This window comes from Mycobacterium sp. (assembly GCF_052145595.1).
GTDB lineage: Bacteria > Actinomycetota > Actinomycetes > Mycobacteriales > Mycobacteriaceae > Mycobacterium.
The window spans coordinates 1-13,539 of sequence record NZ_JBKQOI010000142.1; the positions used below are offsets into that span (position 1 = coordinate 1).

Here is a 13,539-nt window from a genome sequence, read left to right on the forward strand (position 1 = left end):
CAAACAGCGGAAGTGCGTGTTGGACGCCCCAGTAAGACAGCTCGAAGCGAGGATTGAGAAGCACTATATTGGCCATAATCGCCTGCTTCGGACGGAGTGGTGGGTCGCGGTGCTACACGGTAGGGCCTAGCGTTAGCTGGCGAACGTTACCATGCGGGCGAAGTTCACGTCTCGGGATGTGGCGCAGCTAGCGGTGGAGATCCTCAACCTGATCGACGACCACTCCCGGCTGGCCATCGCCAGCCGCTCCCGACCCACCGTCTCAAGCCACGACGTCGTCGATGTGTTCACCGACGCCTTCAACCAGTAGGCAAATTCGCGGCCGTATTCACCGACAACGGGGCCATCTTCACCGCCGCACCCAGGCGCGGCGGACGCACCGTCCTGCAGGTCGTGCTCGGCGAACTCGGCGTCGCATTGCGCTCAATTCGAACCTCTACAATTTCGCGACGTGTTCGTCCACGAATGCCCACACTGCGATGCGCGTAAACACTGCCGGCACAACTGGATCCGCGCTTAAGGCTCGCTTGGTTCGCTAACCCCAGGGAACGCGGCAGGCATCACCGGAATTGAAGCCCTGCTCGGTGATGCCCAGCGCGGTGTTCATTCGCGCGCGCATGTTCTCGACGCCGATCTGATAGGTCAGCTCGATCACTCCGGTGTCGCCGAAGCGGGCCCGCAGGTCGGCGACCTGCTCGTCGGTGACGGCGTGCGGATCGGTGGTCATCGCGTCGGCGTAGCGGATCGCGGCGCGCTCGTCCTCGGTGAACGCAGGAGACGTTGCGTAGTCGTCGATCTCTGCGAGCCGCTTGATGTCGAGGCCATCCAGGCGCTGCAGCATGGACCCGAAGTCGACGCACCACGAGCAGCCGATCGCGCGCGCGGTCCAGAACACCGCGAGTTGACGCACGTTGCGGGGCAGCGTTTTCGACGCGCGGTCGATCATGGTCTCGTGCACGGCGCCGGCGACCATCAACTTCCGGTGATGCGCGGCGACGGTGAAGGGTTCGGGAACTTGGCCGTAGCGCCGCTTGGCGACCCGGTACATGACGCGGGTCAGCAGGCCGGCGCGCTTCGGTGGCAGGGGCTCGATGCGGGTTGTCTGTGTCATACCCATCAGACGAGACGGCCCCCGAAGGTGTGACGGGCCATCCCAAGAAGCCAGAAATCCCGCGCAGCGGCGCGTAGCTCGCGGCGATAAGTGACTTTCGAATGCGATATCACACGCAATATCGCATTCGCGGATCGTGTGGTGATGGCGGCACGGTGCTCCTGTGCCGGATGTTGCCCGGGGCCGCCAAGCCCAAGCCCACTTAGCGCGAGAACATTATCGCGCGCTTGACCTCTTGGATCGCCTTGGTCACCTCGATGCCACGCGGGCACGACTCGGTGCAGTTGAACGTCGTCCGGCACCGCCACACCCCGTCGACCTCGTTGAGGATGTCGAGGCGCTCACCGGCGCCCTCGTCACGGCTATCGAAGATGAAGCGGTGCGCGTTGACGATCGCGGCCGGGCCGTAGTAGCTGCCCTCGCTCCAGAACACCGGGCAGCTGGTGGTGCAGCACGCACACAGGATGCACTTGGTGGTGTCGTCGTAGCGGGCGCGGTCGGTCGGGCTCTGGATGCGTTCTCGCGTCGGGGGATTGCCGCTGGTGATCAGGTAGGGCTTGATCGCGCGGTAGGCGTCGAAGAACGGCTCCATGTCGACCACCAGGTCCTTCTCCACCGGCAGCCCGCGGATCGGTTCGACCGTGATGGTCAGTCCTTTTCCGGGCTTTTTCGGCTTTTGTGGCAGCAGGTCGCGCATCAGCACCTTGCAGGCCAGCCGGTTGACGCCGTTGATGCGCATGGCGTCCGACCCGCACACGCCATGGGCGCAGGACCGCCGGAAGGTCAGCGTCCCGTCGAGATAGCTCTTGATGTAGATCAACAGGTTCAGCATCCTGTCGCTGGGCAAGCAGGGTACCCGGAAGCTCTGCCAGCCACCGGTTTTCGCGAAGGCCTCGGGCTGGTCGGGATTGAACCGCGCGATCTTCACCGTCACCATCACCGCGCCCTCGGGGATGGGCGGGAGGGGCCTCTCCGGCCCCGGCGCCCCCGCTGGTTGGCGAGTCTCGCCCTCGGCCATCAGTACTTCCGTTCCTTGGGTTCGTAGCGGGTCTGCACGACGGGCTTGAAGTCCAGCGCGATGTCGCTCAGCAGATCGGCGCCCTGCTTGTAGGCCATGGTGTGGCGCATGTAGTTGGTGTCGTCGCGGTTCGGATAATCCTCGCGGGCGTGGCCGCCGCGGGACTCCTTGCGGTTCAAAGCGCCGACCACTGTGACCTCGGCCAGCTCCAGCAAGAAGCCGAGCTCGATGGCTTCCAGCAGGTCGCTGTTGAAACGTTTTCCTTTGTCGTGCATGGTGATTCGGGAATATCGTTCCTTCAGAGCGTGGATGTCGGTGAGCGCCTGCTTCAGCGTCTCCTCGGTGCGGAACACCGCGGCGTTGTTGTCCATCGACTGCTGCAGCGCGTTGCGGATGTCGGCGACGCGCTCGTCGCCGTGCTCGGAGAGGATGTCGCCCACCCAGCCGACGACCATTGCCGCCGGGTCTGGCGGCATGTCGACGAAGTCGTGTCCTCTTCCGTAGTTGGCGGCGGCGATGCCGGCCCGCCGCCCGAAGACGTTGATATCCAACAGCGAATTGGTGCCCAGTCGGTTGGCGCCGTGCACTGACACGCACGCGCACTCGCCGGCCGCGTACAGGCCGGGGACGACCGAAGTGTTGTCCCGCAACACCTGTCCGGTGACGGTCGTCGGGATGCCCCCCATCACGTAATGACACGTCGGGTAAACCGGGACGAGCTCGTGCACCGGGTCCACGCCCAAGTAGGTGCGGGCGAACTCGGTGATGTCGGGCAGCTTGGCCTCTAGCACATCCTCGCCGAGGTGTCGCACGTCGATGTAGACGTAGTCCTTGTGCGGGCCGGCGCCGCGGCCCTCCAAGACCTCCAGCACCATCGAGCGGGAGACGATGTCACGCGGTGCCAGGTCGACGATCGTCGGTGCGTAGCGCTCCATGAAGCGCTCGCCCTCACCGTTGAGCAATCGGCCGCCCTCACCACGCACAGCTTCGGAGATCAAGATGCCCAGGCCGGCCAGGCCGGTCGGATGGAATTGGTGAAACTCCATGTCCTCCAACGGAAGCCCCTTGCGGAATACGATGCCGATGCCGTCGCCGGTCAGCGTGTGCGCGTTGGAGGTCGTCTTGTACATCCGGCCCGAACCGCCGGTCGCGATCACGACGGCCTTGGCGTGGAAGACGTGGATGTCACCGGTGGCCAGCTCGTAGGCGACCACTCCGGTGGCCACCGGGCCGCCTGGGGTCTGGGTGAGAGCCAGGTCGAGAGCGTAGAACTCGTTGAAGAACTGCACGTCGTGCTTGACGCAGTTCTGGTAGAGCGTCTGCAGGATCATGTGGCCGGTGCGGTCGGCAGCGTAACAGGCCCGGCGCACCGGGGCCTTGCCGTGGTCGCGGGTGTGTCCGCCGAAGCGGCGCTGGTCGATGCGGCCCTCGGGGGTGCGGTTGAATGGCATCCCCATCTTCTCCAGGTCGAGCACCGCGTCGATGGCTTCCTTGCACATGATCTCCACGGCGTCTTGGTCCGCGAGATAGTCGCCGCCCTTGACGGTGTCGAACGTGTGCCATTCCCAGTTGTCGTCTTCGACATTGGCCAGCGCGGCGCACATCCCGCCCTGGGCGGCGCCGGTGTGGCTGCGGGTGGGATACAGCTTGGTCAACACTGCGGTACGGACGCGCGGACCCGCCTCCACCGCCGCCCGCATCCCGGCACCGCCCGCGCCGACGATCACCACGTCGTATCGGTGTTGCTGGATCACGGGGTCGCCTTTCACGAGATGTTCGGGTCGAATGTCATCACCACGTAGGTCCCCAGCATCAGCGTGAACAGCATCGACAACGCCAGCAGTGAGTTCAGCCAGAATCGGGTGCTGTCTTTGCGGCTGTAGTCGTCGATGATGGTGCGCAACCCGTTGCCGCCATGCAATTCCGCAAGCCACAACAGTGACAGGTCCCAGGTCTGCCAGAACGGCGAAGTCCAGCGCTGCGCCACGTAGTTGAAGTCGATGCGGTAGACGCCGTTGTCCCACATCAGCATCACGAACAGGTGTCCGATCGCCAGGAACACCAGCACGACCCCGGAAAATCGCATGAACAGCCAGGCGAACTTCTCGAAGTTGGGCATGCCGGCGCGGCGCCGCGGGGAGCGGGGATTGTCCAGGCTGGCGGGGCGGTCGTGGCTGCGCTGCTTGGCCGGTGCCAGCTGGCCCCGGTGGAGTTGCAGGTCGGGGCTGCTCATCGGAAGTGCTCCATCATGTGGATGCCGAGTACCACCACCACCGGGACCATGAGCAGCAGGTAGACCACACCGATAATCCACAGCATCAGCCGCTGGTAGCGGGGGCCGTCCGACCAGAAGTCGATCAAGATGACCCGGATCCCGTTCAGCGCGTGGAAGAGCACGGCGGCGACCAGACCGAATTCCATGAGGCCGACGATCGGGGTTTTGTAGTCGCCTACCACCGCGTTGTAGGTCTGCGGGCTCACCCGCAGCATCGCGGCGTCCAGGACGTGGACGAACAGGAAGAAAAAGATCGTCGCGCCGGAGATGCGATGCAGCACCCACGACCACATGCCGGGGTCTCCCCGATACAGGGTTCGCGGTGGCCGCCGCTTGCGCGATGGTGCTGTTGCAGGATCCGCGGTCGTACTCACCCCAGTCCTCACCGCCTTCTCGTACTTAGAACGACACTCGAGCCGGGCAGTCCAGCCTATCTCGGCCGGTTGCGGCTTGCGCCGAACAGTCCGGCGGCGAACTGTCGTGTCAGAGTTAGGGTGGGTCCCTCAATTCGGCCCATCGGGAAGCGGGGTTGCGATATGCCTGATGTCGATTGGACTATGCTGCGGGACAAGGCAATCCGCGCGGCTGCGGGAGCCTATGCGCCGTATTCGCGATTTCCGGTGGGCGCGGCCGCGTTGGTCGACGACGGCCGCGTGGTCACCGGATGCAATGTGGAGAACGTCTCATATGGTCTTGGTCTCTGCGCCGAGTGTGGTGTGGTGTGCGCCCTACATTCGACCGGCGGTGGTCGGCTGGTCGCGCTGGTGTGTGTGGACGGGCAGGGATCCCTGCTGATGCCGTGCGGGCGATGTCGTCAACTGCTGTTCGAGCATGGTGGCCCCGATTTGCTGATCGACCATCCGGCCGGGCCCCGCAGGCTCGACGACCTGCTGCCCGATGCTTTCAGCGCCGACCTTCCGAGGGAGCGTTCTTGACGGGCTTCGCATTCGATGCGCCGACGGTGATCAAGACCAAGCGCGACGGCGGCCGGTTGTCCGATGCCGCCATCGACTGGGTCATCGACGCGTATACCGACGGCCGGGTCGCCGACGAACAGATGTCGGCACTGTTGATGGCGATTGTGTTGCGCGGCATGGACCGTGGCGAGATCGCCAGGTGGACGGCGGCGATGCTGGCGTCCGGTGAACGGTTGGATTTCAGCGATCTGCGCTTGGCCACCGTGGACAAGCACTCGACCGGCGGGGTCGGAGACAAAATCACCCTGCCGTTGGTGCCCGTCGTCGTCGCCTGCGGCGCGGCGGTGCCCCAGGCATCGGGCAGGGGGCTCGGGCACACCGGCGGCACCCTGGACAAGCTGGAATCCATTGCCGGGTTCACCGCGCAGCTGTCCAACCGGCGAGTGCGCGACCAACTCCGTGATGTCGGCGCGGCGATCTTCGCCGCCGGCGAGCTCGCACCGGCCGACGCCAAGCTCTACGCGCTGCGCGATGTCACCGGCACCGTCGAGTCGCTGCCGCTGATCGCCAGCTCGGTGATGAGCAAGAAGCTCGCCGAAGGGGCGGGCGCGCTGGTGCTCGACGTGAAAGTCGGTTCCGGCGCGCTGATGGCCTCTGAGGTGCAGTGCCGCGAGCTTGCGCACACCATGGTCGAGTTGGGCGCAGCGCACGGGGTGCCCACGCACGCGCTCCTGACGGATATGAACTGCCCGCTGGGCATGACCGTCGGCAATGCGCTCGAGGTTGCCGAGTCCCTGGAGGTGCTGGCCGGCGGCGGGCCGTTCGACGTGGTGGAACTGACTCTGCGGCTGGCCACCGAGATGCTCGAGCTCGCCGGGATCGACGACCGCGATCCAGCCCAGACGCTGCGCGACGGCACCGCGATGGACCGGTTTCGCCAGCTCATCGCGGCGCAGGGCGGTGATTTGTCGGTACCGTTGCCGATCGGTACGCATACCGAGACCGTGACCGCCAGCCGGGGCGGCACAATGGGCGATATCGACGCGATGGCAGTGGGGCTGGCAGCTTGGCGGCTCGGCGCGGGTAGATCCCGTCCGGGCGTAGCGGTGCAGTTGGGTGCCGGTGTCAGGATCCACCGACGTCCCGGAGAGCCGGTCGCGGCCGGTGAGCCGTTATTCACCCTGTACACCGATACCCCCGAACGCTTCGGCGCCGCGATGGCCGAGCTGGACGGCGGCTGGAGTGTCGGCGACACACCGCCGGTTTCAAGGCCACTGATCATCGATCGGATCGCCAAGTGACGACACCACTGGATCTGTCGCAGATCAAGAAAGCGCCGAAGGCCCTGCTGCACGATCACCTCGACGGTGGGCTGCGCCCGGCGACCGTGATCGACATCGCCGGGCAGACCGGTTACGACGGGCTGCCCACCACCGACGCCGACGAGCTGGCGAAGTGGTTCCGCACCCAGTCGCACAGCGGCTCGCTGGAGCGCTACCTGGAGCCGTTTTCGCACACCGTGTCGGTGATGCAGACGCCCGATTCACTGCACCGCGTCGCCTACGAGTGCGTGGAAGACCTGGCCGCCGATTCGGTGGTCTATGCCGAGGTGCGATTCGCCCCCGAGCTGCACATCGACCGTGGGCTGTCGTTCGACGAGATCGTCGATAGTGTGCTGGCGGGTTTCGCCGACGGCGAGAAAGCCTGCGCGGCCGCGGGCCGTCCCATAGTGGTGCGCCTCTTGGTCACCGCGATGCGGCATGCCGCGGTTTCCCGCGAGATCGCCGAGCTGGCGATCCGATTCCGGGACAAGGGAGTGGTCGGATTCGACATCGCGGGCGCCGAGGCCGGCAACCCACCGACGCGGCACCTGGACGCCTTCGAGTACATGCGAGACCACAACGCGCGCTTCACTATTCACGCTGGTGAGGCGTTCGGGCTGCCCTCCATCCACGAGGCGATCGCCTTCTGCGGTGCCGACCGGCTGGGCCATGGGGTGCGGATCGTCGACGACATCGACCTGGTGGAAGGTGGTGGCGTCCGGCTGGGCAGGTTGGCTTCTATCCTGCGGGACAAGCGAATTCCGCTAGAGCTGTGCCCCAGCTCGAACGTGCAGACCGGCGCGGTGAAAAGCATCGCCGACCACCCGTTTGATCTGCTGGCCCGGACGCGGTTCCGGGTAACCGTCAACACCGACAACCGGCTGATGAGCGACACCTCGATGAGCCTGGAAATGTTCCGATTGGTGGAGGCGTTCGGCTACGGGTGGAGCGACCTGGAGCGCTTCACCATCAACGCGATGAAGTCGGCCTTCATCCCGTTCGACGAGCGCCTGGCGATCATCGATGAGGTGATCAAGCCGCGGTTTGCCGTGTTGATCGGCTAGCTCGGCGCCGACTCGTCATCGCGCCGGCGTCGTGAATCCGGATACGCGAAAGACGTTTCAGAACGCCCAGGGCTGCGCGTGCCCGGCTACGGCACCAACGGCAGGCGCTAAGCCGGCGTCTCAGGGTCGAGGAACCACAGCCGTGTCGCTGTCAGTCGCAGGATTTGTACTGCGCCGGTGATCAACAGCACAGCGAGTGGCAGGTTGACGAGGGCGGTGCTGTTTTCAGCACTGGCATTTTGGGGTTCACGGATTCGCGGTGTGCCCGGTAGATAGGTTGGCCGGCATGGACCAGGTTCACCGGCAGCCGAGACGGTAGGCATGTGAATTTGAGTGGCGCGGACGTCGTAATTGCTTGCAAAATATCCGATTTCGCTGGCAACCGCACCGCCTTCCGCAGGGTCAACGACTTCAACCTGACGGCGGAGGCGGCATGAGGTCGAGAGACAACGGGTCGACGGCGAGGCCAATGGCGCGCACCGTGCCGGCGAGGTGGGTCTGCACGGCCCGCAGCGTGCGTTCGAGATCGCCGTCGCGCAGCGCTTCGGCGATATCGCGATGCTCGTCCATGATCGTCGTCATCCGATCCGGATTGCGCAGTGCCGATTCGCCGATCATCCGCATCTGCCGGTCACGCAGTGACGAGTAGAAACCGGTCAGGATCACGTTGCCCGACTCTTCGAGGGTGACGGAGTGGAACGCGCGGTCGGCGTCCAAGAATTCGCGCCAGTCGCTTGTCTCCGCGGCATCGCGCTGTCGTTTCAGCTCGCCCGTCAGCCGCTCGAACACCGCGGCACAGGCGGCGGGGCCGCGCTGCACCACCTTGGTCGCCGCGAACCGTTCCAGGAGCAGTCGGGCCTCGATGACCGCGCGGGCCTCGTCCGGAGAAACCGGGACGACTAAAGCCCCGCGCTGCGGATAGAGCCGGAGCAGCCCTTCGGCCTCTAATCGCAGGAACGCCTCACGCACCGGGGTGCGCGACATCCCCAGCGCGGCGGCGACGTCACCCTCGCTGATCAGTTCGCCGCCGGGAAACGCGCCGGTGAGTACTTGGTCCTTGACGTACTCCAGGGCGCGGTCCTTGGCCGTGCCCGGTCGTGGGTCGGTCCTCTCAGCGGCCACAACGTCCTTCCTTGTAGCTAAGTCGTATCCCAACTGTGTTCATGACGGTACCCCGGCGCTGCGCGCGGTTGGCGTATCCGGCCGCGGTTGTCACTGAGATACAAGATAGATACGATTTAGATATAAGACGCACCTGAGCGGAAATGGAGATATGAAATGTCCACCGTGAGCCCCGAAAAGTCAGCGGTCGTGAACCTGGATCCGACGGTTCCGGCGCCGATGACCAACGTTGCAGAGTTCGGGTTCGAGGGCCGCTTTGCGGACTGGGCCGACGACGCGCGCTACTTCGAGTACTCGAAGGCCGCCAACCCGATCGGCTCGGGATACGCGCCGCAGGTTCCGATCACCCAGTTCGGCCCCGAGGTCTACATGGACGCGCCGACCAGCGTGGTCCCGATGGATCTGTCCAAAGACCTCGGCATCAAGACCGGGGCCGCGACCAGCCCCGCGCTACTGGCCAACTTCCTGCGCATCCGCGCCGGCGAGCAGATCGACACCAGCCCGAACGCCACCTCGCAGCTGTACTACGTGCTCTACGGGCGGGGCTTCGCGGCGGTGAACGGTCGGCTGATCAAATGGGAAAAGGGCGACTTCCTGACCCTGCCGGCCGGCGCTCGTTCGGTGTTCTACGCCGACTCCGAGGCGGCCATGTACTGGGTGCATGACGAGCCGCTGCTGCGCTATCTCGGTGCCAAGGCGCGCGAGCCACGGTTCCGGGCGACCAAGTTCCGCCGCTCGGATGTGGTCTCCAAGCTGGAGGAGATCGCCTCCCGTCCGGGTGCCAACGAGAAGAGCCGGGTCAGCGTGCTGCTGGCCAACGAGAACCAAGAGCAGACGCTGACCATCACTCACGTCCTGTGGGCCATGTTCGGTGTGCTACCTGCCAATCAGGAGCAGCGCCCGCACCGGCACCAGTCGGTCGCACTGGATCTGATCCTCGACGCGCCACCCAGCGGCTGTTACACCTTGCTGGGGACTCGTCTCGATGAGCGCGGCAACATCGTCGACCCGATCAGGGTGGACTGGCAGGCAGGCGGTGCGTTCACCACGCCGCCAGGCATGTGGCACGCCCACTTCAACGAGACCGACCAGGCGGCACACCTGATTCCCGTCCAGGACGCGGGGTTGCAGACTTACCTGCGCAGCCTCGACATCAAGTTCACCCAGCGCCGCGATCTGGTCGCCGGCTGACCCCGCCGCGACACCGGGCCCTGCAGCGTTCGCATTCGACGAATACTGTGGCTGGACATGAAGCTGCCCCTGCTGGGCCCCGTGTCGCTCGCGGGCTTTAAGAACGCCTGGTTTTTCCTATTCCTGCTGATCGTGCTGCTGGTGATAGGAATCTATGTCGCGCTGCAATTCGCACGGCGTCGGCGGGTGTTGCGGTTCGCCAACATGGAAGTGCTGGAGCGCGTCGCGCCGAATCGCTCGCGTCGCTGGCGGCACGTGCCCACGATCCTGCTTGCCACGTCGCTGGTGCTGCTGACCACCGCCATGGCGGGGCCGACGTCCGATATCCGGATCCCGCTCAACCGCGCGGTCGTGATGCTGGTCATCGATATCTCGGAATCCATGGCTTCCAACGATGTCCCCCCGACGCGGCTGGCCGCGGCCAAGGATGCCGGCAAGAAATTCGCCGGCGAGCTCACCCCGGCCATCAACCTGGGGCTGGTGGCATTCGCGGCTAACGCGACGCTGTTGGTCGCTCCGACGACCAACCGCGACGCCGTCAAAGCGGCGATCGACAGCTTGCAGCCGGCCCCGAAGACCGCGACGGGAGAAGGCATTTTCACCGCGCTGCAGGCGATAGCCACGGTCGGTTCGGTGATGGGCGGCGGCGACGGTCCACCACCCGCTCGGATCGTGCTGGAATCCGATGGGGCCGAGAACGTGCCGCTTGACCCGAACGCGCCGGAGGGGGCGTTCACCGCGGCTCGCGCCGCCAAGGATCAGGGCGTGCAGATATCGACGATCTCGTTCGGTACGCCCTACGGCACCGTTGAGTACGAGGGCGCCAACATCCCGGTTCCGGTGGACGACCAAACGCTGCAGAAAATCTGCGAAATCACCGACGGCCAGGCGTTTCACGCCGACAGCCTGGAATCGCTGGAAAGCGTCTACTCGACGCTGCAGCGCCAGATCGGCTACGAAACCGTGAAGGGCGACGCCAGCCTCGCCTGGATGCTGCTCGGTGCCGTCGTGCTGGCCGGCGCCATATTGGCCGGTCTGTTGCTGAACAGCAGGCTGCCTTCCTAAGCGATCAAGTCGGGAGTCGCCGGTGGATCAACAGCGCCAGCGCCGTCGCGATCAGGGCCGTGATGACACCGAGGCGCAGCCACCCGGCGCTGCCCGGACCGGGCACGATGCGATACCCGATCTCGTTTTCGATGGCGTTATAGCTCTTGTTGAGTTCGGCGACGTTGGTGGCGGAATACGACTGCCCGCCCGATAGCCGTGCGATCGTCTTCATCTGGTCCGTCGAAACCGGGACGGCGACTCGCTGCCCGTCGAGCTCGATCTCGCCCGTCTTCGTGCCGAACGAGATCGTCGAGATGGGCACTCCCTGATCCTTGGCCAGGCGGGAGGCGGTATAGGCGCCATCGTGCGGGTCGCTGGGATCGGACGGCTTGTTTTCGCCGCCGTCGGAAAGAAGCACGATGCGGGCCGGAGGCGGAGTGTCCCCACCGGCAACGGCCGAGGCTCCGATCGCATGCAGGGCGGTAAAGATGGCCTCACCGGTGGCCGTGCCGTCGGCAAAGTCGAGCTTCTTGAGGGCATCAAGGGTCGCCTGATGCTGCGGCGTCGGCGGCACCAACAGGTAGGGCGTTCCGGCAAATCCGACCAGTCCGAGATTGATGCCCGGCGTCAGCTGACTGGCGAACTGGCTGGCCGCCAGCTCGGCCGCCTTGAGCCGGTTGGGGTCGACATCGGTTGCCCGCATGGACTGCGACATGTCGATGACCAGCATGATGACGGCGCGGTTGCGCGGTATGCGCATGTCGTGAGTGGGGGTGGCCAGCGCAATGGTCAACAGGACCAGGCAGAGCAGCGACACGACGATCGGAACGTGCCGCCACACCGACTGCGGCACGTCCGCATCGGTAAACCGGCGCAGGCGGCGCCGGCGTCGAATCTGGACGAGGACATAGATGGCGAGGAGAGCCAGCGGGATCAAGCCGAACAGCAACATGCCCGGCCGTTGAAACCCGTACAGGGGTAATGGGCCGATCCCGGGAAGCGACACCTACCTCACCTTCCGGTTCGCCCGCCCATTGACCAACGGCGGATGCTGCCGCCAGTAAAGAGGAGTCTCGATGGCGCGTCAAACGCCGTGCTATTCGCGCCTGAGCCGCCCATCGACGAATTGCTCCAATTTCTCCCACTCCCGTACCACCGCGGAGTACGGGGGTGTGGGCTTGCCGACCGAGCCGGGTTCCAGCACGTAGGCCACCAGCTTGCCCAGGGGCCGGCCCGTGTCGAGCGCCTTGTCTATCGTGCTCTCCTCGGAGTAGTCGCCAATATCGTGGAGCAGCTCGACGGCCAACTCGAGCTGCTCGCGATCCACCGCGTCCGGCCCGTCGGCGAAGTCGTCGCCCAGCCCACTGAGCACGTAGATGTTGTCGTCGGTGACCTCGACCGCCAGCGAGCCGTCGGTTGCGGCGGTGCGGATGTCGTCGTAGGTGCTCAAAGCGGCCAGGTCATGGTCGTGCTCGTCGGCCAGGTAGCGGGCCAGCGCACGCTCGGAGCCGAAGACGCTGATCCGCCCGTTGCGGCCCAGGAAGATCGGGCGATCGTCCAGGTAGCAGCGCAGCGTGTAGAACGTGCCGGAGCTGGTCATGATACGAATCGGGTCGATGCCCACCTGAACCCAGAAATCCTTGTCGCTGCCGAGCACAACGGTGTCACCGGCCGCGTGGACCTCCTCTTCTTCGGTGCCTTCGTCTTCTTCGGTGTCTTCGTCGGCCTCGTCCTCCGCGGACTCTTCCGGGGCCTCTTCCGAGCCCTCTTCCGAGGCCTGCTCGCCGTCCGGCTCGTCTTCTGCGTCTTCTTGCTCAGGCTCTTCGGGGGGCTCTTCGGCCAGTTCGTCGGCGGCCTTGGCCGACAACGCCTCATCGACCTCGGGAGTGCTGATGATCCGCTCGATTGCGCCGAGCACGTCGTCCCAGGTTCGTCCGATGACCTCCGCGATCGAATTCCAGCGTTTCTGACCGGCTTTCCCGGTGAAGTGGTCGATGCCGCCGGATACCGTGCCCAGATTGGGGTTGCCGTTGAAGAACTTCGACACCGCCGCCAGTTCGCACACCGATCCGATGGACGACACGATCGCCAGCGCGGCCGCCAGCGCCTGCACCGACTCCTCGGTCGGCTTCTCCGACACCAGCTCCTCGACAGTGACCAGATCGAACCGCCTGTCCTCGGCGGGCTCGAGGTCGTGCGCGTGCGCCGAGGTCAGGTCCGTCCACGCCGGGTGGTCGACCAGATCGTTGTCGGCGTCCGAACGCACGAACGCGACCAGGTCGGCGACGGTGTCGAAGACGTAGAGGTCCTCGTCCTTGCCCAGAAACGCCTCCCACTCGTCTCCGGCGTCGCGCCAGCGGGGTGCCCATACGGTGTAGCGATCACCGGCGGACAGGCTCAGGCGGATGGGCACGAGGTCAGCAACCATGCGGCACACAATAGCGACGGACGGCGAAGGTGCCCGGCCCCGGT

At 65.4% G+C, this 13,539-nt stretch carries 13 protein-coding genes and 1 pseudogene; 6 read left to right on the forward strand and 8 right to left on the reverse strand.

Annotated elements, in window-relative coordinates:
* Nucleotides 1-151: 151 nt before the first annotated feature.
* Nucleotides 152-310 carry a hypothetical protein gene (locus ACLP4W_RS12650; RefSeq protein ID WP_442386467.1) on the forward strand — a complete coding sequence of 53 codons (159 nt, stop codon included), beginning with the start codon at nucleotides 152-154 and terminating at the stop codon, nucleotides 308-310.
* A 225-nt stretch (nucleotides 311-535) separates the two neighbouring features.
* Here the strand turns inward: ACLP4W_RS12650 and ACLP4W_RS12655 are convergent.
* From ACLP4W_RS12655 to sdhC, 5 genes and pseudogenes are all read right to left on the reverse strand, one after another.
* A pseudogene (locus ACLP4W_RS12655) lies at nucleotides 536-1,144 on the reverse strand (carboxymuconolactone decarboxylase family protein); the annotation flags it as partial.
* 169 nt (nucleotides 1,145-1,313) lie between these two features.
* Nucleotides 1,314-2,129, reverse strand: a complete 816-nt coding sequence (locus tag ACLP4W_RS12660) for a succinate dehydrogenase iron-sulfur subunit (RefSeq protein WP_442386468.1) — start codon at nucleotides 2,127-2,129, stop codon at nucleotides 1,314-1,316.
* Nucleotides 2,129-3,883, reverse strand: coding sequence for a succinate dehydrogenase flavoprotein subunit (gene sdhA, locus ACLP4W_RS12665; protein ID WP_442386469.1), 1,755 nt, complete (start codon nucleotides 3,881-3,883; stop codon nucleotides 2,129-2,131). The genes ACLP4W_RS12660 and sdhA overlap by 1 nt, the downstream gene beginning before the upstream one ends.
* Nucleotides 3,884-3,894: 11 nt before the next feature.
* The gene (locus ACLP4W_RS12670; RefSeq protein ID WP_442386470.1) at nucleotides 3,895-4,362 is read right to left on the reverse strand and encodes a succinate dehydrogenase hydrophobic membrane anchor subunit; all 468 of its coding nucleotides are present in this window, start codon (nucleotides 4,360-4,362) and stop codon (nucleotides 3,895-3,897) included.
* Nucleotides 4,359-4,697: a succinate dehydrogenase, cytochrome b556 subunit gene (gene sdhC / locus ACLP4W_RS12675; protein ID WP_442386529.1), complete on the reverse strand. Its 339-nt coding sequence runs from the start codon at nucleotides 4,695-4,697 to the stop codon at nucleotides 4,359-4,361. The genes ACLP4W_RS12670 and sdhC overlap by 4 nt, the downstream gene beginning before the upstream one ends.
* Before the next feature lie 243 nt (nucleotides 4,698-4,940).
* Here sdhC and ACLP4W_RS12680 point away from each other — a divergent pair, with 243 nt between their 5' ends.
* From ACLP4W_RS12680 to ACLP4W_RS12690, 3 genes are read left to right on the forward strand one after another with little or no spacing between them, the layout of a single operon-like run.
* Nucleotides 4,941-5,339: a cytidine deaminase gene (locus tag ACLP4W_RS12680; protein ID WP_442386471.1), complete on the forward strand. Its 399-nt coding sequence runs from the start codon at nucleotides 4,941-4,943 to the stop codon at nucleotides 5,337-5,339.
* The gene (locus tag ACLP4W_RS12685) at nucleotides 5,336-6,622 is read left to right on the forward strand and encodes a thymidine phosphorylase (RefSeq protein WP_442386472.1); all 1,287 of its coding nucleotides are present in this window, start codon (nucleotides 5,336-5,338) and stop codon (nucleotides 6,620-6,622) included. Before ACLP4W_RS12680 ends, ACLP4W_RS12685 begins: the two co-directional genes overlap by 4 nt.
* On the forward strand, nucleotides 6,619-7,707 hold the full coding sequence (locus ACLP4W_RS12690; RefSeq protein WP_442386473.1) for an adenosine deaminase: 1,089 nt from the start codon (nucleotides 6,619-6,621) through the stop codon (nucleotides 7,705-7,707). The genes ACLP4W_RS12685 and ACLP4W_RS12690 overlap by 4 nt, the downstream gene beginning before the upstream one ends.
* 411 nt (nucleotides 7,708-8,118) lie before the next feature.
* On the opposite strand, the gene ACLP4W_RS12695 is transcribed toward ACLP4W_RS12690, so the two are convergent.
* Entirely contained in the window at nucleotides 8,119-8,829 is a 711-nt protein-coding gene (locus tag ACLP4W_RS12695; RefSeq protein WP_442386474.1) for a GntR family transcriptional regulator, read from the reverse strand.
* A gap of 156 nt (nucleotides 8,830-8,985) precedes the next feature.
* Between ACLP4W_RS12695 and ACLP4W_RS12700 the strand changes: the two genes are divergently transcribed.
* The gene (locus tag ACLP4W_RS12700) at nucleotides 8,986-10,020 is read left to right on the forward strand and encodes a cupin (RefSeq protein WP_442386475.1); all 1,035 of its coding nucleotides are present in this window, start codon (nucleotides 8,986-8,988) and stop codon (nucleotides 10,018-10,020) included.
* 57 nt (nucleotides 10,021-10,077) lie between these two features.
* Nucleotides 10,078-11,085 (forward strand): VWA domain-containing protein, encoded by a 1,008-nt coding sequence (locus ACLP4W_RS12705; protein ID WP_442386476.1) that lies wholly within the window; start codon nucleotides 10,078-10,080, stop codon nucleotides 11,083-11,085.
* A gap of 4 nt (nucleotides 11,086-11,089) precedes the next feature.
* On the opposite strand, the gene ACLP4W_RS12710 is transcribed toward ACLP4W_RS12705, so the two are convergent.
* Nucleotides 11,090-12,073 (reverse strand): VWA domain-containing protein, encoded by a 984-nt coding sequence (locus tag ACLP4W_RS12710; RefSeq protein ID WP_442386477.1) that lies wholly within the window; start codon nucleotides 12,071-12,073, stop codon nucleotides 11,090-11,092.
* Nucleotides 12,074-12,163: 90 nt separating this feature from the next.
* A complete protein-coding gene (gene satS, locus ACLP4W_RS12715) occupies nucleotides 12,164-13,495 on the reverse strand; it encodes a protein export chaperone SatS (protein WP_442386478.1) in 1,332 nt (443 codons plus the stop codon).
* Between the last annotated feature and the right edge of the window lie 44 nt (nucleotides 13,496-13,539).